22 protein-coding genes are annotated in these 26,254 nt (G+C 60.6%); 12 read left to right on the top strand and 10 right to left on the bottom strand.

The genetic code is table 11. The annotated features are described in order from the left end of the window. Positions 1 to 65: 65 nt before the first annotated feature. Both MRBLMR1_RS27555 and MRBLMR1_RS27550 read right to left on the bottom strand, forming a co-directional pair. Positions 66 to 1,076 carry an ABC transporter ATP-binding protein gene (locus tag MRBLMR1_RS27555; RefSeq protein WP_500066994.1) on the bottom strand — a complete coding sequence of 337 codons (1,011 nt, stop codon included), beginning with the start codon at positions 1,074 to 1,076 and terminating at the stop codon, positions 66 to 68. Between the two features lie 71 nt (positions 1,077 to 1,147). After that, positions 1,148 to 2,785: an ABC transporter substrate-binding protein gene (locus tag MRBLMR1_RS27550; RefSeq protein WP_500066993.1), complete on the bottom strand. Its 1,638-nt coding sequence runs from the start codon at positions 2,783 to 2,785 to the stop codon at positions 1,148 to 1,150. A gap of 211 nt (positions 2,786 to 2,996) precedes the next feature. Between MRBLMR1_RS27550 and MRBLMR1_RS27545 the strand changes: the two genes are divergently transcribed. The 6 genes from MRBLMR1_RS27545 to MRBLMR1_RS27520 all read left to right on the top strand — a co-directional run bounded on the left by MRBLMR1_RS27545 (position 2,997) and on the right by MRBLMR1_RS27520 (position 9,569). Next, a complete protein-coding gene (locus MRBLMR1_RS27545) occupies positions 2,997 to 3,944 on the top strand; it encodes a sugar-binding transcriptional regulator (RefSeq protein ID WP_148144549.1) in 948 nt (315 codons plus the stop codon). A 221-nt stretch (positions 3,945 to 4,165) separates the two neighbouring features. Next, positions 4,166 to 5,155: an aldo/keto reductase gene (locus tag MRBLMR1_RS27540; protein ID WP_148144548.1), complete on the top strand. Its 990-nt coding sequence runs from the start codon at positions 4,166 to 4,168 to the stop codon at positions 5,153 to 5,155. An 85-nt stretch (positions 5,156 to 5,240) separates the two neighbouring features. Further along, positions 5,241 to 6,482: a multidrug effflux MFS transporter gene (locus tag MRBLMR1_RS27535; RefSeq protein WP_500066992.1), complete on the top strand. Its 1,242-nt coding sequence runs from the start codon at positions 5,241 to 5,243 to the stop codon at positions 6,480 to 6,482. 54 nt (positions 6,483 to 6,536) lie between these two features. Next, positions 6,537 to 7,553 (top strand): zinc-dependent alcohol dehydrogenase family protein, encoded by a 1,017-nt coding sequence (locus MRBLMR1_RS27530; RefSeq protein ID WP_183685427.1) that lies wholly within the window; start codon positions 6,537 to 6,539, stop codon positions 7,551 to 7,553. 191 nt (positions 7,554 to 7,744) lie between these two features. Continuing rightward, positions 7,745 to 8,962, top strand: a complete 1,218-nt coding sequence (locus MRBLMR1_RS27525; protein ID WP_148144545.1) for a (R)-mandelonitrile lyase — start codon at positions 7,745 to 7,747, stop codon at positions 8,960 to 8,962. A gap of 28 nt (positions 8,963 to 8,990) precedes the next feature. Further along, positions 8,991 to 9,569 carry a flavodoxin gene (locus MRBLMR1_RS27520; protein WP_148144544.1) on the top strand — a complete coding sequence of 193 codons (579 nt, stop codon included), beginning with the start codon at positions 8,991 to 8,993 and terminating at the stop codon, positions 9,567 to 9,569. Between the two features lie 15 nt (positions 9,570 to 9,584). On the opposite strand, the gene MRBLMR1_RS27515 is transcribed toward MRBLMR1_RS27520, so the two are convergent. After that, on the bottom strand, positions 9,585 to 13,223 hold the full coding sequence (locus MRBLMR1_RS27515; RefSeq protein ID WP_500066991.1) for a hydantoinase B/oxoprolinase family protein: 3,639 nt from the start codon (positions 13,221 to 13,223) through the stop codon (positions 9,585 to 9,587). A gap of 198 nt (positions 13,224 to 13,421) precedes the next feature. Between MRBLMR1_RS27515 and MRBLMR1_RS27510 the strand changes: the two genes are divergently transcribed. The 4 genes from MRBLMR1_RS27510 to MRBLMR1_RS27495 are packed head-to-tail and all read left to right on the top strand — an operon-like array spanning position 13,422 to position 16,921. Further along, positions 13,422 to 14,006, top strand: coding sequence for a TRAP transporter small permease (locus MRBLMR1_RS27510; RefSeq protein ID WP_500066990.1), 585 nt, complete (start codon positions 13,422 to 13,424; stop codon positions 14,004 to 14,006). Positions 14,007 to 14,010: 4 nt separating this feature from the next. Then, positions 14,011 to 15,324, top strand: coding sequence for a TRAP transporter large permease (locus MRBLMR1_RS27505; protein WP_183685430.1), 1,314 nt, complete (start codon positions 14,011 to 14,013; stop codon positions 15,322 to 15,324). Between the two features lie 20 nt (positions 15,325 to 15,344). Continuing rightward, positions 15,345 to 16,325 (top strand): TRAP transporter substrate-binding protein, encoded by a 981-nt coding sequence (locus MRBLMR1_RS27500; protein WP_148144540.1) that lies wholly within the window; start codon positions 15,345 to 15,347, stop codon positions 16,323 to 16,325. 59 nt (positions 16,326 to 16,384) lie between these two features. Further along, entirely contained in the window at positions 16,385 to 16,921 is a 537-nt protein-coding gene (locus tag MRBLMR1_RS27495; protein WP_148144539.1) for a winged helix DNA-binding protein, read from the top strand. Positions 16,922 to 17,021: 100 nt separating this feature from the next. On the opposite strand, the gene MRBLMR1_RS27490 is transcribed toward MRBLMR1_RS27495, so the two are convergent. From MRBLMR1_RS27490 to MRBLMR1_RS27465, 6 genes are all read right to left on the bottom strand, one after another. Continuing rightward, positions 17,022 to 17,558, bottom strand: a complete 537-nt coding sequence (locus tag MRBLMR1_RS27490; protein WP_148144538.1) for a DUF992 domain-containing protein — start codon at positions 17,556 to 17,558, stop codon at positions 17,022 to 17,024. Between the two features lie 286 nt (positions 17,559 to 17,844). After that, positions 17,845 to 18,777 carry a phosphatidate cytidylyltransferase gene (locus MRBLMR1_RS27485; RefSeq protein ID WP_148144537.1) on the bottom strand — a complete coding sequence of 311 codons (933 nt, stop codon included), beginning with the start codon at positions 18,775 to 18,777 and terminating at the stop codon, positions 17,845 to 17,847. Further along, on the bottom strand, positions 18,774 to 19,427 hold the full coding sequence (locus MRBLMR1_RS27480) for a lysophospholipid acyltransferase family protein (protein WP_500066989.1): 654 nt from the start codon (positions 19,425 to 19,427) through the stop codon (positions 18,774 to 18,776). The genes MRBLMR1_RS27485 and MRBLMR1_RS27480 overlap by 4 nt, the downstream gene beginning before the upstream one ends. Beyond that, positions 19,424 to 19,861: a hypothetical protein gene (locus MRBLMR1_RS27475; protein ID WP_500066988.1), complete on the bottom strand. Its 438-nt coding sequence runs from the start codon at positions 19,859 to 19,861 to the stop codon at positions 19,424 to 19,426. Before MRBLMR1_RS27475 ends, MRBLMR1_RS27480 begins: the two co-directional genes overlap by 4 nt. After that, positions 19,858 to 21,192 (bottom strand): phosphatase PAP2/dual specificity phosphatase family protein, encoded by a 1,335-nt coding sequence (locus tag MRBLMR1_RS27470; protein WP_500066987.1) that lies wholly within the window; start codon positions 21,190 to 21,192, stop codon positions 19,858 to 19,860. The genes MRBLMR1_RS27475 and MRBLMR1_RS27470 overlap by 4 nt, the downstream gene beginning before the upstream one ends. A gap of 7 nt (positions 21,193 to 21,199) precedes the next feature. Then, positions 21,200 to 22,936 (bottom strand): bifunctional alpha/beta hydrolase/class I SAM-dependent methyltransferase, encoded by a 1,737-nt coding sequence (locus MRBLMR1_RS27465; protein ID WP_500066986.1) that lies wholly within the window; start codon positions 22,934 to 22,936, stop codon positions 21,200 to 21,202. A 121-nt stretch (positions 22,937 to 23,057) separates the two neighbouring features. Between MRBLMR1_RS27465 and MRBLMR1_RS27460 the strand changes: the two genes are divergently transcribed. After that, a complete protein-coding gene (locus MRBLMR1_RS27460; protein ID WP_148144532.1) occupies positions 23,058 to 23,657 on the top strand; it encodes a CDP-alcohol phosphatidyltransferase family protein in 600 nt (199 codons plus the stop codon). A 15-nt stretch (positions 23,658 to 23,672) separates the two neighbouring features. On the opposite strand, the gene MRBLMR1_RS27455 is transcribed toward MRBLMR1_RS27460, so the two are convergent. After that, entirely contained in the window at positions 23,673 to 24,989 is a 1,317-nt protein-coding gene (locus tag MRBLMR1_RS27455; protein WP_148144531.1) for a replication-associated recombination protein A, read from the bottom strand. Between the two features lie 300 nt (positions 24,990 to 25,289). Between MRBLMR1_RS27455 and MRBLMR1_RS27450 the strand changes: the two genes are divergently transcribed. After that, complete coding sequence (locus tag MRBLMR1_RS27450; RefSeq protein WP_148144530.1) at positions 25,290 to 26,195, top strand: NrtR DNA-binding winged helix domain-containing protein; 906 nt, start codon at positions 25,290 to 25,292, stop codon at positions 26,193 to 26,195. The last annotated feature ends 59 nt before the right edge of the window (positions 26,196 to 26,254 follow it).

Raw genomic sequence — 26,254 nt, 5'->3', positions numbered from 1 at the left:
GCGAACCTCATAGGTCCTGACCAGATCTTTCGCTTCAATCAAAGGGGCATTCGCAGTATGGGAAATCACGATACGGCCTCCGCAACGCGGCTTGCCGCAACAGTCGCCAGATCGGAGGTCTGGTTGACCGGGTGAAAACAGGAAAGAAGGCGGCCATCATCCATCGGAGAGAGAGCAGGCCTGCGGCTGCGACAGTCTATGGCAGCATGCGAGCATCGTGGCGAGAAGGCGCAGCCTTCCGGCAGATCGCGTGGATGGGGAACGGTGCCCGGAATGGGGATCAGCCGTTCGCGCGGACCATCAAGCCGTGGAATGGCATCGAACAGGCCACGCGTATAGGGATGGCGCGGATTGTCGAACAGTGCCTCGATCGTGCCCTGTTCGACGATGCGGCCGGCATACATGACGCAGGCGCGTTCGCAGACCTGGGAAACGGCACCGAGATCATGGCTGATGAAAATCGTCGCCATGCCGGTTTCGGCGCGAAGCTCGATCAGGAGGTCAAGAATCTGCGCCTGAATGGTCGCGTCGAGTGCCGTGGTCGGCTCATCAGCCACCAGCAGGTCAGGTTCGCCGGCAAGCGCCATGGCGATCATCAGGCGCTGACACTGGCCGCCGGAAAATTCATGCGGAAAAAGATCAAAACGCCGGCGTGCATCGGGAATACCGACCATGTCCATCAGCCGCAGCGCTTCGGCCTTTGCCGCCTGGCCGGTCAAGGCACGGTGAAGGACGAGCGCTTCGGTAATCTGACGGCCGATCTTCAGAACGGGATTGAGCGAGCTAGATGGATCCTGAAAGATCATCGCGATCCGTTTGCCGCGCACACTTTCGAGCACGCTGCGCGGGGTGCCGAGGATCTCCTGCCCGTCAACGCGCACCGAACCAGCAACCGTTGCCTTGCCCGGGAGCAAACCGAGTGCTGCAAGCCATGTGACCGACTTGCCACACCCGGATTCGCCGACAAGGCCGATCGCCTCACCACGGCCGACCGTGAGATCAATACCGTGCAGCACCTGGATACCGTCAAAAGCAACCTTCAGGTCGCGCAGTTCCACGAGGTTGTTGGAAACCATCGGAGCTCATCTCCATTTCAGCAATAGAAGACGCCGGCCGCTGGGGGCGGCCGGCGCGCGATATCGAACGGTTAGGAGGCGTTCCAGTTACCAGTGCGGAAATCCATGGCGAAAGCCGGGGCGGCCTTCCACTTCAGCGAGGACTTCATGCCGGTGAAGACGGCGTTCTGGTGCAGGACCTGATAGGCAGGGTCTTCACGTTCGGCGATTTCCAGCATGCGGGTGATTGCTTTCTTGCGAAGATCGCGATCGGTGGAGGTTTCCATGACGACGGAGAGCTTGTTCAGCTCCTCGTTGCTCCAGTCCTTCTTCTGCTGGGCTTCACCGTTCGGGCCGAACTGGACGACAAGCGGGGTGATCGGATCGTTGATCGTGTTCGAAGCCGACCAGTCACGTACACCCTTGACGCCTGCCGGGTCGTGGATCTGCGCCCAGTTTTCCTTCATCTGGATCTCGACATTGAGACCGACCTGCTTCCACATCTCAACCATGATCTGCGCATTGGCAGTCTGGTTGGTGTAGTAGTTGTTGAGCAGGCGATAGGGGATCGCATCACCCTTGTAGTTGGCTTCCTTGAGAAGCTTCTTGGCGAGATCCGGATTGTACTCCGGTGCTGCCCAGCCTTCGACGAACATGTTCGAGGTCTTGAAGGATTCGAACTGCAGGCCGGCAGGAACCACGGTCTGACCGGCCCAGAGTGCCTCAACGATCGCCTGGCGATCGATCGAATGGGTCATGGCGCGGCGAACCAGCGGGTTTGCCAGAATGGGGTTCTGGGTATTGAAAGTAGAAACGCGATGGTTCCAGATCGTTGAGCTCTGCACTTCAAGGCCGGGAGCAGCCTTGACCGTGGCAATCTGATCCGGCGGCAGGTCGCAGGCAAAGTCATATTCGCCCGACAGAAGGCCGTTGACGCGGGACGCCACTTCCGGAACCTCGACGAAACGGATCTGCTGCAGCGGCGGACGACCACCCCAGTATTCATCGAAGGCAACCAGCGTCAGCGAGACGTCCGGCTTGTATTCGCCAACCATGTAAGGGCCGGTGGTGATCGGCTTGCGCGCCCAGTCAGTATAGCTTTTGGCTTCATCCCAGGAACGGCGGCTGGTGATCTGGCTGCCGAAGGAATAAAGACGGCCTTCAAGCGTCACGTCCGGCGTCGCATTGTGGAAACGGACAGTGTACTTGTCCACCACTTCGACGCCGGTGAGTGCCGGCCACAGGCGACGGGCAACGCCCGGAACAATCGCCGGCAGTTCCTTGACCGTGGTCGGCTTGTTCTCGGCTTCAAAGATGGTCTTGCCGCCGACCGGTTCGGTATTGCCGAACACGCGCTCCTTCGAGAAGGAGAAGGCAACATCTTCGGCGGTCAGCTCGTCGCCGTTATGGAACTTCACACCCTGGCGCAGCTTCAGTTCCAGCGTCTTGTCGTCAATACGCTTCCATTCGGTGGCCAGACCCGCAACCGGACCCTGATTGCCCATCCAGTCACGGTTAATCAGGCCTTCCCAGAGGTTAGGGAAGAACACGCGTTCGCCGACGTTGGACTGTTCATTCCAAACATCGAGCGTGTTGTTGTTGGTGATCTTCTGTACGGCGATCGTGATCGACGGACGTGCACCCTGGCTGAACGACATGCGTGGCAGGATGATGGTGCCGGCCGCAGCAGACATCAGTCCCAGCGCATGGCGACGGTTGATAGAAAGCATGGATCTCTCCTGTTGAACCAAATGAACGATATGGGCGCGCGGACGCCTTCGCCGGTCGGGAGGACCTCGGCGTCGGGCGTCGCATGGAAATCGACAGACAAAATTTCGTCAGGAGGCTGTGGTTGATGAAAGCCGCTTTACCGCCCCGCCGACTTCGCGTAGCTCTAGGTTACAAATGTTACGCTGATGTGACATTTGGGCGGGAGGCAACATGTCCAATCAGCAGCTCATGGTAAGAGCGTCGTGGCTCTATCACGTGGAAGGATTGACGCAGGCGCAGATTGCCGAGCGGATGCTGCTCACACGCCGCAAGGTCAACGAGCTGCTCTCAGCAGCGCTTGATCAGGGTGTCGTCAAGATCAGCTTCAACTCTCCACTGACCGAAAACATCGAGCTGGAGGCTGAGCTGCGGCAGCGATTTGGCCTGACTGACGTGGTCATCGTTCCGACTCCCGAGGACAAAAAACAGATGGCGACCGTGATCGGTCGCGCGGCTGCAATGTTTCTGGAGCGACTGATCCAGGCAAGCGAGCCGGCGTCACTTGGGGTCGGTTGGGGCGCAACGCTACGCGAGACCGTCCACCATATGGCGCCGGCGAATGTACCGAACGTCAAGGTTCGATCGATGATGGGTGGCTTGACGCGCGGCTCGGAAATCAACACGTTCGAAATCGTGCGGCGCTTCGCCAAGGTCATGAATGCGGAATGTCACTATCTGGCAGCACCGATCTATGCGGACGATCCGGCTTCGCGTGACACGATCGTTGCGCAGACGGTGTTCCAGAGCCTGCTTCAAGAAGCAACCGCGGTAGATGTCTCTATCCTCAGCATCGGCGACATTTCACCGGAATCGCTTCAGGTTCGATACGGCCTGCCCACTGGTACCGATGTTGGGAAATTGACGGATGCCGGTGCTGTCGGCGATCTTCTGGGACGATATCTCGATGGTAATGGCCAGGAGATTGATCACCCCTTGAACCGGCAGGTCATATCTCCATCGATCGACGATTATCGCCGAATTCCAACACGGATCATTGCGTCTGGAGGAGCGCATAAGAGGGCGATTTTGACTGCGTGCCTCCGTGCAGGCCTGGCGACCACCGTGATTACCGATACGGATAGCGCTTATCGCCTGTTGGGCAGGAACCTATCTGAATAAGCGGTGAGGCTCGACAATCACATTTATCATCTACGGCGAGCGAGCTGCGGCATGACCTGGCTTCGAGCCAATTCATGAATTTTAAGCATAAGTTCATGCCGTATCCAGCGCCTAATAGAATGACTGCTTAAGGTTTACATCTCCATCCACGGTGAGGTGATCGCCAGCGAAAACTGGCCGGAAGACACCCGCTCGTTATTGTCCGTGAATGGAGACAGGATATGAAAAAGCGCGTCCTCGGAAAGGCCGGCCTTGAAGTGTCGGCACTCGGTTTTGGCTGCATGGGGCTGGATTTTGGTTATGCCAACAAGGTCAGCAAAGAGGAAGGCATCACCCTGATCCGTCAGGCGGTCGAACGCGGCGTAACGTTTTTCGACACGGCTGAGGTCTACGGCCCCTTTACCAACGAGGAAATGGTCGGCGAGGCATTGAAGCCTTTCCGCGATCAGGTCGTCATCGCCACCAAGTTTGCCTTCAACTTCGTCGACGGCAAGCAGTCCGGCCTGAACAGCCAGCCGGCGCATATCAGGCAAGCCGTCGAAGGCAGCCTGAAGCGCCTCGGCGTCGAGGTGATCGATCTGCTCTATCAGCATCGCGTCGATCCCAATGTGCCGATCGAGGATGTCGCCGGCACGGTGAAAGACCTGATTACCGAGGGCAAGGTCAAGCATTTCGGCATGTCGGAACCGGGCGCCAACACCGTGCGCCGCGCCCATGCGGTGCAGCCGGTCACCGTGCTGCAGAACGAGTATTCGCTGTGGACCCGCGGTGTCGAGACCAACGGCATTCTTGAGACCTGCGAGGAACTCGGCATCGGCCTCGTTCCCTACAGCCCGCTCGGCAAGGGGTTCCTCACCGGCGCTATGAACAAGGATACGAAGCTCGGCGAAGGCGATTTCCGCAATATCCTGCCGCGTTTCACGCCGGAGGCGATGGAGAAAAACCAGGCGCTGGTCGATCTTTTGAAGACGATTGCCGATGAAAAGGGTGGTACGCCTGCCCAGATCGCGCTTGCATGGCTTTTGGCGCAGAAGCCATGGATCGTTCCGATCCCCGGTACCACCAAGCTGCACCGGCTCGAAGAGAACCTAGCAGCCGCGGATGTCGAACTGACATCGGGTGAGCTTGCACGGATAGAAAAAGCCGCCGCCGAGATCCGGATCGAGGGTGAGCGTTATCCCGAACATCTGCTCAGGACGACCGGTCTCTAACATTCCCGCATTATTTCAGGCCGGCAGGAGCAGCATGCCCTGCCGGGCGCTGGCACTTATCCGGCAACAGGACACCCACACCCTCATGCCATCCCAAACTCAGCTCTGTTCGGCGGATACCATCATCGACAGCGCCCCCACACCGCACACGCAGCGCTGGCAGGTGCTCGCCATCCTCAGCGCATTGATGGGCTTTGCGTCGATCCCGACCGATTTTTATCTGCCGGCGATGCCGGAAATGGCCGATCAGCTGGGCGCCGATGCAGGCAGTGTCGAGTTCACCATTTCAGGCTTCCTGATCGGCTTCAGCCTTGGACAGCTTTTATGGGGAGCCCTGAGCGACAAATACGGACGGAGGCTCCCGGTCGCGATCGGCCTTGTCCTGTTCGTCATCGGTTCGATCGGCTGTGCGCTCTCGGCAAGCGTTGAGGAGATCATTCTGTGGCGCATCCTGCAGGCGATAGGCGCCTGTGCGGGTGTGGTTCTGTCACGTGCCATCGTCCGTGATCTTTATCAAGGTGCGCGCGCCGCACAGATGCTCTCCACGCTGATTGCCGTGATGGCAATCGCCCCGTTGCTGGGGCCCATCCTCGGCAGCCAGATCGCGGCCATCGCCGGTTGGCGCGCAATATTCTGGGTGCTGGTACTGCTCGGGCCTTTGGCGCTCGTAGGTCTTTTCACCTTGCCGGAAACATTGCCGGCCGAGCGGCGGAGTACGGAGCCACTGACAGGAGCATTCCGTCGTTACGCGAACCTGCTCACCCATAAGAAGATCATCGGTTATGCCGGTACGGGCGCCTTCTTCTACTCGGGCATGTATGCCTATATCGCCGGAACCCCGTTCGCCTTCATCACCTACCACAAGGTTCCGGCCGAATATTACGGGCTGCTTTTCGGTTCAGGCATCATCGGCATCGTCATCACCAACCTGATCAACGCGCGGCTCGTCCATCGCTTCGGCATGAACCGGATTCTGGCAGGTGGTACGGGTTTTGCGATGCTCTCGGGCATCGTCCTTGCGATAAATTCCTATTTCGATTTCGGCGGATTATGGGGGCTTTTCCTGCCGCTTCTGGCTTTCGTTTCCGTCACCGGCTTCGTCGTCGCCAATTCGATCGCCGGTGCGATGGCCGATTACCCCGAACAGGCCGGCTCGGTTTCGGCGCTTGTCGGCGCCATTCAATATGGCAGCGGCATTGCCGGGTCGGGATTGGTCGGCGCTCTTGCGGACGGCACGCCCTGGCCGATGGGCTGGGTGATCGCGGTGATGGCGACAGGTGCAGCACTCTGCGCCTGGCTCGTCATCTCGACATCTTCGAAGGACTGATCAAACCTCTCATCCGTTCCCGACAACAAAGTTGAAATCAGAAGGAAGCACATAATGCTTGCGACAATTCTCCATGGTCCCGGCGACGTTCGCTGCGAGGAAGTCTCCGAACCGAAGATCCTCAAGCCGACGGATGCCATCATCAAACTGTCGGCATCCTGCATCTGCGGATCGGATCTGTGGCCCTATCGCGGCGCCAACGAAGTCACCGCACCGCTCTCCATGGGCCATGAATATTGCGGCGTGGTGGTTGAAGTCGGCGGTGCGGTCAGAAACGTCAAGCCGGGTCAGTTCGTCGTCGGCTCCTTCTGCCTCTCGGACAATACCTGCCCGCATTGCCGCTTCGGTTTCCAGTCGTCCTGCGAGCAGCGCGAGTTCATGACCGGCGCTCAGGCGCCCTATGCCCGCGTGCCTCTGGCCGACGGAACGCTTGTCGCAACCGCCGACCTGCCCGCCGACGATCTGATCCCGAGCCTTCTTGCCACCTCCGACGTGCTGGGGACCGGCTGGTATGCGGCCGACGCGGCAGGCGTCCAGGAGGGATCGACCGCCGTCGTCGTGGGTGACGGCGCTGTCGGCCTGATGGGCGTTCTCGCCGCCAGACAGATGGGTGCCGAACGCATCATCGCGATGAGCCGCCACAAGACCCGCCAGGATCTGGCGATGGAATTCGGCGCAACCGATATCGTTTCTGAACGTGGTGACGCAGGCGTGGCCCGCATCAAGGAACTGACCGAGGGCGTAGGTGCTGCTTCCGTTCTGGAATGCGTCGGAACGCAGGAATCCATGTCCCAGGCGCTCGCCTGCGCCCGTCCGGGCGGCAAGATCGGCTTTGTCGGTGTTCCGCATGGCGTGACATTCGACGGCCAGAACCTGTTCTTCCAGCAGAAGAGCCTGCTTGGCGGCCCCGCCCCGGTGCGCCGCTTCCTACCCTATCTGATGGATCTGGTTCTCGACCGCACGATCAATCCCGGCAAGGTTTTCGACCTCGAACTGCCTTTGGCCGACGTGGCGGAGGGATACAGGGCGATGGACGAGCGCCGGGCGATCAAGACACTGCTGCGTTTCTAAAACTCCTGCGCTTCTAAAAAGAGACCGGTCGCGTCGCCGATATCGATGGCGCGACCGGCCGACCATTCATGAACCCGTCGCATAGGCCCAATCGGTTTCAACCATCTAATCCTGCGGCAATTCCGGCCCACATCAAGGGCGGGAAATCCGCGCTTTTGGCCAACCGACACCGTATGAAGAGGAAAATCCGGATGAAGAACATCGCCGCCAGCATCGCCATGTCCACGCTCGCCGTCACAGGCGTCGAAGCCCAGGAGGAACGGCGGCGCGTCGCTCCGCCGGCGGTCTATGACGTTGCACCGGGGCTTGGCCATTTCACCGATAGCGTCCTCTTCGGCGAGGTGTGGGAGCGAACCGAACTTGCGCCCCGCGACCGCAGCCTCGTGACGGTCGCGGTTCTCGTTTCCACCGGCAAGTCGGCACAGATCGGCAGCCATGTGCGGCGCGCGCTCGATAACGGTGTAAAGCCCGAGGAGATCGGTGAACTGATCACCCAACTCGCGCTTTATTCCGGCTGGCCCAATTCGATTTCAGCGGTGCAGGAAGTCGCCCAGGTCTTCGGTGAACGCAATATCGCGCCGGTGAGAAACAGCGATGCCGCACGCATCGAACTTGAAGCGGCGGCGGAAGCTGCCCGTACCGCGACGGTCAATACGGCGGTCGCTCCGACTGCCCCTGCCCTTGCCGACCTGACCAACCGCGTGCTGTTCGGTGATCTCTGGCAGAGGCCGGATATTTCCGCCCGCGACCGAAGCCTGATTACCATGGTCGCACTCGTGGCGATCGGCCAGCCGGAACAGCTGCCATTTCACGCCAACCGCGCGATGGATAACGGCCTGAGCGCTTCCGAGGCATCCGAAGCGATAACCCATGTCGCCTTTTATGCAGGCTGGCCACGCGCCATGTCCGCAGTCCCTGTGCTGAAGGCGGTCTTCGATAGCCGTAACGCTGCGGCTCAAGCAAAGCCGACACAAGTCAAATCCCAAGGAGCAGACATGGACCTTCAGGTCACACGCGCCAACAGCAATTCCGGCCCCGGGCCGGACGCCTATTTCACCGGAGAAGTGAGCGTTGCCGGCCACTACAAGGGCACCGATCCGGCGCGCATCAGTGGCGCAACCGTTTCCTTCTCGGCCGGCGCGCGCACCGCATGGCATACCCATCCTCTCGGACAGACGCTTTTCATCACCTCCGGCAAGGGCTGGGTGCAGAAGGAAGGCGGCCCGGTCGAAACGGTCGGTCCCGGTGATGTCGTCTGGATCCCGCCGCATCTGAAACATTGGCATGGCGCGTCCGCCGATGAAGCCATGACACATTTCGCCGTGGCCGAGGCGGAAAACGGCAGTGTCGTCACCTGGATGGAGAAGGTTTCCGACGAGGATTACGCCACGGCCGGTGCCATAGACTGACGAAACCGGGAGCCGGAGGCAGCCGATCATGGGAACCGAATTGCCGAGAAGAAACCTGCTGAAGGCTCTGCCGCTGACTGCCGCCGGCCTGGTGCTGGCAGCATCTGAGACATCGGCCGAACAGCGCCCTGCTGAAGCGGGGCGCATCCTCGTCGCCTATTATTCGCGAACGGGAAACACCGCCGTCATCGCCCGCCAGATCAGGCGGGCCATGGATGCGACACAGTTCGAGATCAAGACGGAGACGCCCTATCCGGAGGACTACGAAGCGACTGTCGAACAGGCACGCCGCGAAACGCAGTCGCAATATCTGCCGCCGCTCGGGCATTTCGTTGCCGATATCGGTCGCTACGATACCGTCTATCTGGGCATGCCGATCTGGGGCATGACCGCCCCGCCGGTGATCCGCTCGTTCCTTCGCGCCCATAACCTCTCCGGCAAAGTAGTCATTCCCTTCATCACCCATGGGGGATATGGGCTGGGCAACAGTATCGACGTGCTGCGCGCCCATATGCCGGGCGCCGACCTGCGCCCGGCCTTTTCGATGGAGGCGGACCAGGAGCGCAAAACCCTGGAGCAGGTCTCCAGCTGGCTGGTGGAAAACTAGCTCAGCTCGCCATTCCTATTCCGCCGCCATATAACCTCCCGCCGTCGGCGTCACGACCGTGACGGCTTCGCCCGCCTCGATCAGCGTCTGGGCGCAGCCGGCAAGTTCTTCCACCGAGCCGTCGAGACGGCGCACGGTGGTGAGGCCGAGTTCGCCCTCTCCGCCACCGGCAAGCCCATGCGGCCGGATCGTGCGATGTGACGAGAGAATGGCGCAATCCATCTTTTCGAGAAAGCGGATCGTCCGCTTCGTGCCGTCACCGGCCGAAAACGCACCCCTGCCGCCGGATGTTTCACGGATATGAAAATCTTCCAGCAGCACCGGATAACGCGTCTCGAGAATTTCCGGGTCGGTCAGGCGGGAATTGGTCATGTGAACATGCACCGCATCCGTACCGGCAAAACCGGTGCCGTCGTTGAACCGGCCTGCGGGCGAGCCGGAGCACAGGGTTTCGTAATACTGGTAGGTGGCGTTGCCGAAAGTGAGATTGTTCATCGTTCCCTGGCTGGCAGCAATCGCGCCCAAGGCGCCGAACAGCGCGTTGGTGACATGCTGCGAGGTCTCCACATTACCCGCAACGACCGCTGCCGGATATTGCGGCTTGAGCATCGAGCCATCCGGCACGATGATCCTGATCGGCTTCAGGCAGCCGGCATTCATCGGGATCGAGCTTTCCACCATGACGCGGAAGACATAGAGAACCGCCGCCCGTGTCACGGGCTCGGGCGCGTTGAAATTGTTCTTTTTCTGCTCGCTGGTTCCGGTGAAATCGACGGTCGCCTCGCGCTTCGCTCTATCGACGGTGATCTTCACCCTGATCGTACTGCCCTGGTCGGTCGCATAGGAGAATTCGGCATCGCCGAGCTTTTCCAGAACCCGGCGAACGCTCTCTTCCGCGTTATCCTGCACATGGCCCATATAGGCCTGAACCACATCCAGGCCGAATTGCGCGATCATCTTGCGCATCTCGTGCACGCCCTTTTCGTTGGCGGCGATCTGGGCGCGAAGGTCGGCAACGTTCTGGGCAACGTTGCGGGCCGGATAGGGGTGATCGGAAAGCAGCTTCGTGATGCCCGCCTCGTCGAACCTGCCGCGATCGACAAGCAGGACGTTGTCGAACAACACGCCTTCCTCATCGACCGTCGTCGCAAGCGGCGTCATCGAGCCGGGAGCCGTACCGCCGACATCAGCATGGTGACCGCGCGAGGCAACGTAGAACAGGATTTTTTCAGCTGCCTCATCGAAAACCGGCGTGACCACCGTGATATCCGGCAGATGCGTCCCGCCATTATAGGGCGCGTTGAGCGCGAACACGTCGCCGGGACGGATCCTGCCCTTGTTCTGCGCGATGATGCTTTCGACAGAACGGTCCATCGAGCCGAGATGCACCGGCATATGCGGAGCATTGGCGACAAGCGCACCGTTTTCGTCGAACACCGCGCAGGAGAAGTCCAGCCGTTCCTTAATATTGACCGAAGACGCCGTGTTCTGCAGCGTCACGCCCATCTGCTCGGCAATCGACATGAACAGGTTGTTGAAGACCTCGAGCAGGACCGGATCGGCCTGAGTGCCGACCGCCTTTGCACGGGAAAGCTCCGCGACGCGTTTCAGCACCACATGGTTGAGTTTTGTGATCTCGAAAGCCCAGCCATCCTCGACGACGATCGTCTGATGCGGTTCGACGATCAGGCAGGGGCCATTGGCTCGGGCACCAGGTGAAATGTCGGCACGGCGATAGATGGGAGCATCGCGCCAGGCTCCGCCGGAGAAGAATTTCGTCGCTTCCGTGGATGTTGGCGCTGGAGTCTCCAGCGCGAATTCCGGCTCTGAACTATCCGCCCCGCCGCCGATCGCCTCGACTTCATAGGCTTCGAAAATGATCTCGCGATTCTCGAAGATGAAACCGAACTGCTTCCTATGCGCCGTCTCGAAAGCGGCAGTCATCTCGGCGGCATCGGAAACAGCGATGGACAGGGTCGTATCCGTGCCCTGATACCGCAGATGGGCGCGATGCAGGACTTCGATATCCGTCTCCGCCACGCCCTGACTCTTCATTTCGCCAAGCACGGCCGCCGTCAGCTCATCACGAACCGGGCCCAGCGATGCAAGTGCCGCCGCAAGACCTTCAGAGATCGTGCGCTGGCGGGTGGCGCGGATATCGGCAAGCCCCATGCCATAGGCCGACAGAATGCCGGAAAACGGATGGATCAACACGGTCGAAATGCCAAGCGCATCGGCCGTCAGGCAGGCATGCTGACCGCCGGCACCGCCGAAGCAGGTCAGCGCATAATGCGTGACATCATAACCGCGCTGAACGCTAATCTTCTTCACCGCATTCGCCATGTTTTCCACCGCAATGGCGAGAAAACCGTCGGCCACCTGTTCGGGCGAGCGGCCATCGCCGACCACCTCGGCCATCTCCTCGAAAGCCTTGCGGACGGCCGCTGCATCGAGCGGCTGGTCACGGTTGGGACCGAAGATTTTCGGGAAAAGATCGGGAGAGAGCTTGCCGAGCATCACGTTTGCGTCGGTGACGGTGAGCGGCCCGCCGCGGCGGTAGGCCTTCGGTCCGGGATTGGCGCCGGCGGAATCCGGGCCGGCGCGAAAACGGCCATTCTCGAAATGCAGGATCGAGCCACCACCGGCAGCAACAGTGTGGATCGACATCATCGGCGCGCGCATGCGCACGCCTGCGACCTCCGTCTCGAAGGAGCGTTCGAGTTCTCCGTCATAGTGGGAAACGTCTGTCGACGTTCCGCCCATGTCGAAGCCGACCATCTTGTCGAACCCGGCAAGCCGTGATGTCTCCACCGCGCCAACCACACCGCCGGCGGGACCGGAAAGGATCGCATCCTTGCCCTGAAACAGCCGTGCGGCGGTGAGGCCGCCGGAAGACTGCATGAACATCAGTTGCGGGCCATCGTCACCCGACCCGTTCGCATCCGCCCCGAGTTCTTCCGCCACCTGCTCGACGTAACGGCGCAGGATCGGCGACAGATAGGCATCGACCACCGTCGTATCACCGCGGCCGACAAGCTTGATCAGCGGTGAGACTTGGTTGCTGACGGAAATCTGGGTAAAGCCGATCTCGCCGGCAATACGCGAGACAAGCTGCTCGTGAGCCGGATACCGATAGGCATGCATGAAGACGATGGCGATGGCGCGGTAACCGGCATCGAACTGCGCCTGCAGGTCGGTGCGGACGGTTGCTTCATCCGGCACCGCCTCGACCTGGCCATCAGCACGGACACGCTCGCCGACTTCGACGACGGCGCTGTAAAGCAATTCGGGCTTGATGATCCTTTTGGCAAAGATGTCGGCACGGGCCTGATAACCGATCGCCAGCGCATCGCGGAAACCGTGTGTGGTGACGAGCAGCGTCTTTTCGCCCTTGCGCTCCAGAAGCGCATTGGTGGCGACCGTCGTGCCCATTTTTACCGCGCCTATCAATCCTGAGGGGATCGGCTCTCCGGTGGAGACACCCAGAAGCTCGCGAATGCCCTGCACCGCCGCATCCCGGTAAGCCTCCGGATTTTCCGAGAGAACCTTGTGCGCAACGAGGGTTCCGTCCGGTTTGCGACCGACGATATCGGTGAATGTACCGCCTCGATCGACCCAGAAATCCCACTTACTGCCGGTTGCGTTGCCAGCCATGCTGTCCCCCTTGGAAGCTCGATCTGACCCAACGAAAACAGTTCGTCGATAAAACGTCAATGATTAGTTGACAGGAAAATGCACAATGCTGCATCATGCCTATCGAACAGGCAAAGGGCCGCAAAGAGCCTTGCCTTCAACGGCAACCGAGGGGAAGCCACATGAGCGATTTCCGCATTTTCGAGCGGAGGACACGTCATGTCCGCCGCTGATCCGCACCACAGCATATTCCCCGAATGGCTCCGCAAGGGGCTGGATGGGTTGTATCTCGTCTCCGGCTGGCTGGCCGGGCTTTTCCTCATCTCGATCTTCGTCATCATGCTGGCGCTTTCCGCCGGCCGCCCCTTGGGCATCGACGTCCCGGCCGGTGACGACTTCGCCTCCTGGGCGATGGCGGCTTCCGCCTTTCTCGGCCTGGCGCATACTTTTCGTTCAGGAGAAATGATCCGCGTCGGCCTGCTGATCGAGCGGATGACCGGACCCACCCGCCAGCTCTTCGAGGTCGTGGCCCTGCTGATCGGGTCTGCTGCTGCGGTCTATTTCGCCTGGTATGCGTTTGACATGAACCGCACCTCATGGGCGTTTAACGACCTAGCCCAGGGCGTGATCGCCATGCCTTTATGGATCCCGCAGATCGGCTTTTCCGGCGGTCTGATCATTCTTGCCGTCGCCATGGTCGACGAGCTTGTGCATGTGCTGTTCGGCGGCCTGCCCCGTTACGAAAAACCCGCGCCGGACACACCGGAAGAAGCCATCGAACGCGCCATCCAGAGCGGGGCCTGATCTCATGGGCACAGTCGAACTCGTCGAAATTTCCGGCATCATTCTGGTTGCCCTTCTCGCACTTCTGGCAAGCGGCGTGTGGATCGGCTTCTCGCTGCTGATCTGCGGCTTCATCGCCATGCTGTTCATGCCCGGCATCCCGATCGGCGCCGTGCTTGCCACCAATTCCTGGAGCAATGGCGCGTCGTGGTCGCTCGCAGCGCTGCCGCTTTTCGTCTGGATGGGCGAAATCCTGTTTCGGACAAAACTTTCAGAAGAGATGTTCCGCGGCCTCGCCCCCTGGCTCGGCTGGCTTCCGGGCCGGCTCATGCATGTCAACGTGCTCGGCTGCGGCCTGTTCGGCTCGATTTCCGGATCATCGGCGGCAACAACGGCGATGATCGCCAAGATCGCCCTGCCGGAACTGAAGAAGCGCGGTTATGACGAAATGGTCAGCCTCGGCTCGCTTGCCGGCGCCGGCACGCTCGGCATCCTCATCCCGCCGTCGATCACCATGGTCGTCTATGCGGTGGCCGCCAACGTCTCGATCATCCAGATTTTTCTCGCCGGCTTCCTGCCGAGCCTGATCGTGATGGTCCTCTATTGCGGCTATATCGCCGTCTGGTCGCTGCTCAACCCGGACAAGACGCCGCCTGCCCCGCCGAAGATGAGCTTCAAGGAAAAGCTGAAGGAATCGGCCAACCTCATCCCGGTCACGCTGCTGATCATCCTCGTCTTCGCAACGCTGCTGCTCGGCTGGGCGACGGCAACGGAATGCGCTGCATGGGGCGTACTCGGCTCGCTCGGTATTGCCGCATGGTCGAGGTCACTGACCTGGAAATCCTTCTGGGACAGCGTCATGGGCGCAACCCGGCTGACCTGCATGATCATGCTGATCCTCACCGGCGCCGGCTTCATGTCGATCGCCATGGGTTATACCGGCATTCCGAACGCGCTGGCCGCCTGGGTCGACAGCTTCAACCTCAGCCCCTTCGCGCTGATCGCCGTCCTGACGGTCATGTACATCCTGTTGGGTGCGGCGCTCGACGGTCTTTCGATGATCGTATTGACCACCGTCGTCGTCTTGCCGATGATCCAGCAGGCCGGTTTCGATCTTGTCTGGTTCGGCATCTTCCTCGTGCTGATCGTTGAAATGGCCGAGGTCTCGCCGCCTGTCGGCTTCAATCTCTTCGTGCTCCAGACGATGAGCGGCCGTGACAGCCTGACGGTAGCGAAGGCTTCGTTACCGTTCTTCTTCCTGCTCGTGGCGACAGTCGCCATCATCACGGTCTTCCCGGAAATCGTGATGGTTCTGCCGCAAATGGCGTTTCCGGGATAACAAGAGAGGGAACTGACAAGATGAACGTAACTGCAAGATTTGCGCGATGGGGCCTCGCTGCTGCCGCCCTTCTCGCCACCACCGCACCGTCCTTCGCAGCCAATTGGGTCCTGCCGTCGGCCTACCCGCCGGCAAACTACCATGTCGAGAACCTCAACCAGTTCGCCAAGGATATCGACGAGGCGACCAAGGGCGAGTTGAAGATAACCGTCCATCCGAACGCCTCGCTGTTTAAGGCACCGGATATCAAGCGCGCCGTCCAGACCGGCCAGGCGCAGGTCGGCGAAGTTCTGCTGTCGCTGCATGAAAACGAAAACCCCGTCTTCGGCCTCGATGTCGTGCCCTTCCTGGCAACCAGCTTCGATCAGTCGAAGAAGCTTTACGACGCTTCCAAGCCGGCTATCGAACAGGCGCTCGACAAGCAGGGTCTGAAGCTTCTCTACACCACACCGTGGCCGCCGCAGGGCATCTTCACCAAGAAGGACGTCAATTCCGTTGCCGACCTCAAGGGCCTCAAATGGCGCGCCTATAATGTCGGCACGTCGCGCATTGCTGAAATCGTCGGCGCGCAGCCGGTCACCGTCCAGGCCGCCGAACTGCCGCAGGCACTGGCCACCGGCGTGGTCGACGGTCTGATGACCTCATCGGCGACCGGTGTCGATTCGAAGATCTGGGAATCGCTCACCCACTATTACGACACGCAGGCCTGGATCCCGAAGAACGCCATCTTCGTCAACAAAGCCGCCTTTGCGGCACTCGATCCCGCCACGCAGAAGGCCGTGACCGATGCGGCGGCGGCGGCCGAAACCCGTGGCTGGGCGCTCGCCGCCGAGAGGACAAAGTCTTATATGGACACGCTCAAGAAGAACGGCATGCAGGTCCTTGAGCCGAGCGCCGAACTGAAGACTGGCCTGTCGGAAGTCGGCGCCAAGCTGACGGAAGACTGGTCAAAGAAGGCCGGAGCCGACGGCCAGGCCATTCTCGACGCATACAAGAAATAATCGGATGGCGCTGCGGCGACCATGCCGTGGCGCCTTTCCTTCGCGGGAGAGGAGGGATCATGTCACAGGAAAAGCAGCCTCTGGCGGAGCATAGCCTCGGCCCCATCGTATCCTCGGAACATCTGGCAAGCGGCGCGCTGCCCGCACTCTCCGAGATCGAGTTCGGCCTCGTCATGCTCAACCACGCCTTCAGCCGCTGGATGGTCCGCTGCATGGCAGCAGCCGGCGTGCCGGATCTGTCGCCGGTCGATATCCTCGTCCTGCACAACATCAACAGCCGCAACAAGCCGAAAACTCTCGCCGACATCGCCCTCGTCCTCAATATCGAGGACACGCATGTGGTTACCTACGCGCTGAAAAAGCTGGAGCGGATGAAGCTGATCAAGTCTGGCCGTCGCGGCAAGGAAAAGCTGGTAATGGTCACCGAAGCCGGTGCCGATGCCTGCGCCCGCTACAAGGCGACCCGCGAGAGCCTGCTCGTCAAGTCGGTGCTGTCGACGGAGGTTGCGATAGACAGCCTGTCTCAAGTGGCCGCAAGGCTACGCGCGCTTTCCGGTCACTATGATCAGGCAGCGCGTGCCGCTGCGTCGCTTTGACCGGAGGTAAACCCCAAAAAAACCGATCAACGCACCAATCGTCGCACATAATAGATTCGGCCTGCCTTCAGGAAATTACGAGGCAGGCCGATTGATCAGATTACATTGCTGCAGGCGACAGCGTTACCGACGTGCCGGTGGCAGCAAGGTTGAGGCCGAGCTGGCCGGTCACACTTACCGTCTGCAGGTGGATCGATCCGGACGTGCCGCCGACCAGGATGTTTGCGCCGATGCCGGCACCAACCGTGGCTTCTGCCGTTGCGCCCTGATAAAGGCCGCCGAGCGAACCGTGGTGGTAGCCTGCGGTCGGCGCGAAGACCGCCCAGATCAAACGGCTGCGGGTCGTGAAGCCCAGATCGACACCCATCTTGCGAACGACGCCGGTATAGCGGTCAAGCGGCTCGCTGCCCATGGTCGACTTGAAGACGCAGTCTGCTTCCTTGGCGGAACCGAGAACGTAGCCAACACCGCCGCCGATCGAGCAATCCAGGTAACCGATGCGAACACCGCCGCGCTGATCATTTTCCTGATAGGTCGGCACGCTGTCGCGCCGGCTGATGACGTCGGCTGCGGATGCGGCCGTTGCAACGAATGCGACCGGGAGGGCTGCGAGGGCCACGGCAATTGTCTTTTTCATCCCTGTACTCCTTGTAATATTATGTTCATCCGTTCGGGTGCGGATGACACACAGCGATTACTAACGCATGTGGCAGAAGAATGATCCAAAGATATCGAAACACGAAATATCTCGTCCTGCGCGCCAACGTGACTGCGTGTATCAGGAGATTGTATCAGGGCTTGCGAGAACCAAGCCGAGCTTCTTGCTCACTGGTTTCACGCTCTCCCTCCTGGACAATGGCCAGCTTTGTCACCGACTCGGCAATATAACGATCACGGTTTGCGCCAGTTAGACGGATCCAGCGCTATGTCCAGGCATAGCGGACAATATGGAAAAAGACGGGCGCTGCAAAAACCAGGCTGTCGGCCCGGTCCAGCATGCCGCCATGGCCTTCGATCATGTGGCCCCAGTCCTTGACGCCACGATCCCGCTTGATGGCGGAAGCAACAAGGCCGCCGAAAAAGCCCATGACGCAGGAAAGTACTGCCAGCACTCCCGCTTCAATAGGCGAGAAGGGAGTAAGCCAGTAAAGCCCTGCGCCCATAAGCGAGGCACTGGCGATCCCGCCGATCAGTCCCTCCCAGGTCTTGGACGGCGAGATGCTGGGAGCAACCTTGTGACGACCGAAAAGCTTGCCGAAGACATATTGCAGCACATCGCTGCCCTGCACTGTCGCGATCAGGAAGGCGATCAGCAGCAGCCCCCGCCCTTCATTACCCGGAATGGGCAAGGTCACCAGCGCCGGCACATGGCTGATGCAGTAGACGGATAGCATGATGCCCCATTGCTGCTCGCTGACCCGCTCGAGGAAACGGGACGTGTCGCCGCGCATTGCCGTCAGCGCCGGCATGGCCAGGAAGCAGTAGACCGGAATGAAAATCGAATAGAGCCCGTACCAGTCGATCCATATCAGATAATACTGCACCGGGTTGACGATCAGGAACATGCCGAGCAGCGTCCAGCGGTCCGCATGGCGCGTATTGGTCAGCGTCACATATTCCCGCAGCGCGGCAAAGGACACGAAGGCGAAAAGCAGGATCACCCCGCCTGTGCCGAACAGGAAGGCGAAGCTGATGCCCGCCACCATGATCCACCACGCCTTGATCCGTGCATTGAGATTGTCGAGCGTCGGCGGCAACGGCTTCGGGCTGCGCCAGGAGAGCACGCCCGCAATCACGCTTGCCGTTAAAAGCACGCCGACCAGACCGATAAAAAGGCGCGTCGTGTCATCGCTCATCGGCTGTCTCCATCCCTTTGGGGCGCAAGCGCAAGAAGGGCTTGCCGGGCGCGGTCGAGAAAGGTCTTGCGGTCTTCGCCTTCGTCGAGCCTCACCGGCTCGCCGAAAACGACCCGGCAGAGAAGCGGGATCGGCAGAAGCGCGCCCTTGGGCAGGACGCGCGACATGTTCTCGATCCAGCAGGGCACCAGCTCCACATCCGGCCGGGCAGCCGCAAGATTGTAGAGGCCGGACCGAAACCGCAAGAGCGGCTCTTCCGTCATGTTGCGCGTGCCTTCCGGAAAGAAGATCAGCGACTGCCCCGTACCAAGCGCATCGATCATCACCTGCATGGGATCGGCCGTTCGCTCCACCCAGTTGCGCTCGACAAGCACGGTGCGCAGCAGCCGGCGGGAGATGAATCGGCGCACACGGCCCGAATCCCAGTAATCCGCCCCGGCAACGGCCGCCGTCCGGCTGCGCTCGACAGGCGTCAGGCAGGTCGAGACCAGAATAAAATCGCCATGGCTGGCGTGATTGGCGAAATAGATGCGCTGGCGACCATTCGGCGCGGATCCCGCCCATATGGGACGCACTCCGGTTACCGCCCGCGCGAATACGGCGAGCAAGGAACCGGACACGATCTGAAGCAGGGATGCACCGCCTCTCATGCAAGACCTCCATTCATCGCATCGAGGAGAAGAATGCCGTAAAGTACAATGCCGGCGACAAGGCTCATCCATTGCAGCAGGATAAGCCGACGGCATCCGAAAAACCGTTGCGACAAGGGTGCCGGAACGGCAGGCTTCGCCCTCAGCCCCATTCGCACCAGAACGTCATCGATCGCAGCCAGGCCCGCCTCTTCGCCATCATGCGAAAGCGCTATGCGAAACAGTGCGGCATCGAACAGGAGATGAACCGTCAGTGCGAGAGCGACAAGGCAGAAAGCGAGCAGAAGCAACCAGCCAAGTGCCGAGCCGAACCCGTTTGAACCCTCCGTCAATGGTGCGATGGCCAGCAGAAACAGAGCGACCAGGCCACCACCGATGCCGTTGCAGCATAATCGCCGGACCGCTTTTGCCGTCGCTGGTTTCCAGTCGCTCATCGCGCCGCCTCGTCGATTGCCGCATAGGTTTGCGGCTTGAGATGAACAGGACGGCCGAGCGCCTTGATCTGCTCAGCTGCCGCAGCAGCATTAGCCGCATGACCGGACCGCACGAGCCAGCATGCGACGACCGCCGCACTACGCTGAAACCCGAGTGCACAGCAGACGAGCACCGGGCCACGGCTGCGGACGTCCTCGACAGCAAGCGCCCCATCACGAATACTTGCCACCGATAGCGGCAGCAGATCGAGCGACGGTATCGCACGCCAAACGAGACCGGCAGCGCGGCGCGCCGGAAATTCAGCCGTCATGTCGACGACCGAGGCATAGGCCCTAAGTTCGTCACGGCCCGGAGCGCGCCCGAGGAACACCCCGTCGCCAACTTTGACCGCAGCCGGAAGCCTGTGCGTCCACCACCAGCGGTTCGCCCGCGCACCGAGACGATAGGGCCAGAGCAGATAACGGCTCGCAAGGCTCGTCACCCCGTCTCCTTGCTTTTGAAAGACCCGCGGTCCTGCTCCGGCATAACCTATGGCAACGAGCGCCAGAGCAAGGCTCGGCCACAGCCACAACAGGCCTGCACCATTGCTGCGCGCCGAAATCACCGCAATCAGCAGGAAGATTGTCGCGCCAACCGCATAAACGATCGCCAGCCGCCGCGCCTTTCGATCCTTCGTGAGGCGGAAGTCGGCAAGCGGTGAGGCTTTGTCCGCAGGAAACAACCAGAGCGCAAACAGGCCGAGCAGCATTCCGGTCGGAATGTCGATGACATGGTGCTGCCAGGTGGTCAGCACCGAAAGCCCAATCAGCACACACCAGACATGCCAGACTGTGCGCGGAAAACCCTTCAAGCGGCAACGCCAATGGTCCCAGATGATCACCAGAAGGGCGATATGCAGCGACGGCGCCTGATTGAACGGCTTGTCGAAACCGCCGAGAACATCGAACATGAAGCCCGGAAGGCCATCGGTTTCCGGCCGCAGGAAAATCGCCTGCAGGGGAAACGCGATGAAGCAGATAACCGCCACGACCTGCGCAGTCAGATACCGGCGCGCCAGACGGCCGACATCCTGCGGCGTATCGTTGACGAAGAGAGACAGCGCATAAAACGCGTTGATTGACCAATAGGGAATGATCGTCCAGGCGAAGAACGGAATGTATTTTTCCCAGCCGAAGGCAAGGTTCGGCACGTCGGCGCGCAGCGAAGCCAGCCAGTTCGCCACGCCATAGGTGAGATAGAAAAACGGAGCGAGGAAAAGCAGCCACAGCGCTGCCGTTCGCATCACAGCGCCGCGCACGCCAACCGGAACAGATGCATTCCCCTCCCCCATCTCGGCCTCAGATACGCTCGGCCAGCGACACGGTGAAAATGCCCCATTTGTCGATACGCTGCTCGATCTTGCGGAAACCGGCAGCGGCGACCAACTGGTCCATCTCCTGCTGTGTGCGTCGGCGCATGATCCATGCCTCGCCGCCGCGGTGAGAGGTGAGCGCCCGCGCGATCATCTCAAGCTGCGGATGCCATGGCTGGCCGGTATAGAGCAGCAGCGATCCCGGCTCCAGCGCCTGCGAAAGACCGCGCAGAGAGGCTTCGATGGCGTGATTATCCGGGAACAGTTCGTAAAGGCCGGAAACGACGGCGAGCGTAGGCCTGGGCTCGATCGAAGTCAGGCCGGCCGTATCGAAGGCATCGGCGCGATGGAAGCTCGCAATGTCACTCAGGCCACGCTCGGCGATGAGCGCGGTGCCTTTCTCGACATTGATCGGCGAATAATCCTGCAGCCGGATGCTGTCCGGTTTCACCTCGGATGCCGCTACTGCGTCGAGAATGTAGCGCCCGTGACCGGCGGCGATATCGAGCACCCGTACCGGCTTGTTCTCGGCTTTCAGGCGCGCAAACGCCCTTCCGATCAGTTCTTCGAGATGCACCTTACGCTGCCGGATACCGCGCCAGCCTATCGCATCGAGAAACTGCCGGTCAATCAGCCGGCCACCTGGACCAAGGCCCCGCGCATCGTTCTCATAAATGTAATCGAGTGTCGAACCGGAATCGAAACCGGTCCGCAGGCCCGTCTTGATACCGTCGGAAAAGAGACCGCCGAAGCGGATCGAGGCGCGCGTGAAAGCCCAATACAATCCGCGCGGCGAGGCTATCGACAATGGCGTCGCCAGCCGGTCGGCCTCGTCGCGGCTGTAACCGGATAGGTGAGCCTGCCGAAGATCAGCAACGACCGGCACCTCCTGGAAGCGTTCGGTGATGAACGAACGTACCTTTTTCACGGCCTTGGCCCGGTCCCGTTCGCCGAGCGTGTCGTGATAGAAACCGGGCAGCACATGACGTTCCTTGATCGTGCTGCCGAGGTTTTCGAAAAAGCGATGTTGCGGCGCGTGGCGCACGACGAAATCGCTGCCGGAAATAAGCAATTGCGTCGGCACCGTGATCGCGCGGGCGTCCGCGACAACCCTGTCAGCAGCCTCGTAAAGCTCGAGAAGAACATTGGACGCAATCGGCCGGGTAATCAGCGGATCGCTCTCGAACGATGCGATGCGCTCGGCATCATGCGTCAGAAACCGTGCCTTGACGTAGGAGTTGACGAAAAACGTGCCTTTCAGCTTCTGCCACAGCGCAATGCCCTCCCGGGCGAAAGGCACGTAAAGCTTGACGTCGAATGCCGGCGAAGCCAGCACCAGGGCGCGGATGCCAGGCGCATAATCATGCACCCATGTGGATGCGAGCACCGCGCCGACACTTTGGGCCACGACGGCGACCTGATCCATGGCAAAGCCGCCGGTCTCGCGGATATGACGAACGAAGCAGTCGAGATCGCGCACCGAATGAGCAAAAGATGGCGAGTGGCCGCGTTCGCCGGGAGAGCGGCCATTCCCGCGCGCATCCCAGGCGTAGAAGGCGAAATCGTCGAGACCAAGCTCTTCGACAAGATGGGCGACCCTGCCGCCATGCTCGTGGCCGCGGTGCAGAAGAACGATTGCACCCTTCGTCGTACCGGAGCGAGCGGGCCAGTGGCGATAGAAGAGTTCGACGCCGTCATGGCTCGCAAACGCGGTTTCGATCATGCTTTTGTCACTCCCGCCCATCTGTTCCGTAACCTATACGGATGAAAGCCCCAGGTTTGCAGTTGATTTCTTCAACTTGCGTCTGCATTTGTTGAACGCAATCAAGCGGATTCGAGCTTTCATGTCGATCTACAAACTGAAGTCGTCATTCCAGGCCCTCCTTCGCCCGCTGGTTGGGCACCTCGCAGCAATAGGGGTGACCGCCAACCAGGTGACACTGTTCGCCTCCTTCGTTTCCGTTGCGATCGGCGTCCTGTTGATCATCGAGCCGCTGCCTGCGCTGTTTGCGCTCGTGCCGATCTGGATGTTTCTCCGCATGGCCTTCAATGCCGTCGATGGCATGCTGGCGCGCGAACATGGCCAAAGGTCCGCGCTTGGCGGCTATCTGAACGAGATTACCGACGTCGTGTCGGACGCAGCGCTCTACATCCCCTTCGCGCTGATTGCGCCTTTCTCCCTGCCATGGATCGCAACCATCGTCTTTCTTGCGGTACTGACGGAATTTGCCGGCGTTCTCGGCATCGCGCATGGAAACGGCCGCAATTACGAAGGGCCGATGGGCAAGAGCGACCGTGCCCTGCTCTTCGGAGCCCTGGGCGCGCTCGTCGCCATATTCGAGACCCTGCCCGACTGGACATGGCATATCCAGCCAATGGCCTGCGTCCTGCTGATCTGGACGGTGGTCAACCGTGTGCGAGCCGGTCTGGTCGATCCGCGCTGATCGGTTAAGCCAATATCAGTGTTTGTCGCCGAAACGCCGCGCCGTGGCGCGGCCGGTCACCTGCTCCCAATGTTCGTCCGCCCGCCGCTCGAAGGTTGCGGCATCGCGCGCATCGCTCTGGTAGAAGGAGCCATGCGGCACGTCCGGCGCATAGACCTGATCGCTCCAGCCGCGACCATCGTCATGCGGAAAGGCATAACCGACATGGCCGAGCGCCGCCGCTCCCTTGTAGTGCGCGTCGCGCAGATGCATCGGCACGGATGACGGCGCCTCGCTTGCCACATGGGCAAGCGCCAATGAAATGCCGCGGCAGGCGGAATTCGATTTCGGCGCGCGCGCCACATGAAGGGCTGCATGCGCAAGCACGATCTGCGCCTCCGGATAACCGATCTTCTCCACCGCATGAAGTGCGGCAACAGCCGTCTGCAACGCGGTGTTATCGGCCAGCCCGACATCTTCCGAGGCGTGGATCATGATGCGGCGGGCGATGTAGCGCGGATCCTCGCCGCCATGCACCAACCGCGCCAGCCAGTAGAGCGTTGCATCCGGATCCGAGCCACGCATGGATTTCACGAAGGCCGACACCACATCATAATGCGCGTCACCGGAGCGGTCGTGATTGACCGGCGCCGCCGAATAGGCCTCATCGACCATCTCCTCCGTGATCACCACAGGCTTTCCCGAAGGATGGCCGACGGCAAGGCTTTCGAGCACGGTGAGAGCACGGCGCGCGTCTCCGCCGGAGCGACCGGCAATGCGCCGCAGCAGTGCCGGGGCAAGCTCAACCGCAATACCTTTGCCGGCGAGATGATCGAGGCCGCGCCGCACGACCTCCTCCATCTCCTCGATCGCCAGGGGCTCCAGCTTCAGGATGGTCGATCGGGAAATCAGAGCGGGCGTCAGCGAGTGATAGGGGTTGCCGGTCGTCGCGCCGATGAAATCGGCAATCCCTTCCTCGCAGAGCGCCAGAAGATGATCCTGTTGCGTCGCACTGAACCGATGCACCTCGTCGGCGAACAGCAGCGTTGGCCGCATGCGCGCCTCGTCGGCAATCTTGCGGATATCGGCGACATTGTTATGCGCCGCATGCAGCGGCCTGAAATTCTTGCCCAGCATGTTGCCGATGGCGCGGGCAATCGAGGTCTTTCCAAGCCCGGGCGGGCCATAGAGAATGATGCTGCCCAGCCGCCCAGCAGCGATGCGCCGACGCAGCATCGTTCCCTCGCCGAGAACCTTCTCCTGACCGATGACGTCGTCGAGCGTCGTCGGACGCAATTCCGCCGCGAGCGGCATGGAGCCGGTACGGGGTGCGGCATCGAAAAGATCGGTCATGGGAGCCTCATCGAAAGGATTTCCATTCCGACGGCCGCATCTAAATTGCTGCCCGCCGGATCAGGTTCGTCTACCGGCCTCCGCAGGCTGGGTCAAATACAGCAATTCGCTCCGCGATCTGACGCGGATATTCAACTGGTTCATCCTCCGTCGCATTGACTGGCACGGTCAGGCTCTATGATCTCACATCCCTGAACAACAACAGATATCCCCAATGCATTCATTCCCAAATTCTGCCCGCTCTGATAGCAAATCAAACAGGAGACATGACGATAGATTTGAGACCAGACAGGACCTCGTTTGCCGGATAGCCAAACACATATCGAGCTCATTGCCGCGCTGACTGCCGTGACGAGCGATGTTCCGCGTGTCATGACGGTAAAATCGGGAGAGGCGCTACCGTCTGGTCCGTTCGAGCTGGGGCACCGCAGCCTGCAATCGGGTTTGCGCGAATGGATTGGCGACCAGACCGGGCACCCGATCGGCTATCTCGAGCAACTCTACACATTCGCCGACCGGGATCGTTCATCGGCAGGGAGCGATGACGGCAGGACGATTTCGATCAGCTATCTTGGGCTTGTCCGCGAACAGGCCGCGCCCGGTGCAGGCAAGCCCGGCTGGCATGGCTGGTACGAATATTTTCCCTGGGAAGATCATCGCAATGGAAGACCCAATAGTCTGCAGTCCATCGCAGAAAGTCTGCACGCTTGGATCATCGCCGAGCCTTCCCGCCGCGAACATCGCCAGCGCCGAACCGATTTCGCCTTCGGGCTGGACGGCAGCCCTTGGAACGAAGACCTGACACTGCAGCGATATGAATTGCTTTACGAGGCTGGGATCGTGGCCGAGGCTGGGGGAAAAGCCGACCCTGCGACCGGACGCCCGATGTTTGCGGATCATCGCCGTATTCTTGCGACTGGAATCGCAAGGCTGCGCGCCAAGATCAAATATCGACCGGTCGTCTTCGAACTGATGCCGGAAAATTTCACACTGCTGCAGCTGCAGCGAACCGTCGAGTCGCTGGCGGGGCTGACACTGCACAAACCAAATTTCCGGCGGCTCATAGATCAACAGGAGTTGATCGAGGAAACCGGCGGCATGAGCAGCGAAACCGGCGGCCGTCCGGCTAAGCTCTTTCGTTATCGGCATGCGGTCCTCGAAGAACGTGCCCTGTCGGGTTCGAAACTTCCGCTCTCGCGTAATTGACATAATCTCGAATCGAGAATAACTATTTGCCGCACATATACTCAAATAGAGTATTAACG

This window comes from Neorhizobium sp. LMR1-1-1.1, from assembly GCF_040675795.1.
Classification (GTDB): domain Bacteria; phylum Pseudomonadota; class Alphaproteobacteria; order Rhizobiales; family Rhizobiaceae; genus Neorhizobium; species Neorhizobium cellulosilyticum.
This window is presented reverse-complemented; position numbering and strand designations above follow the sequence as displayed.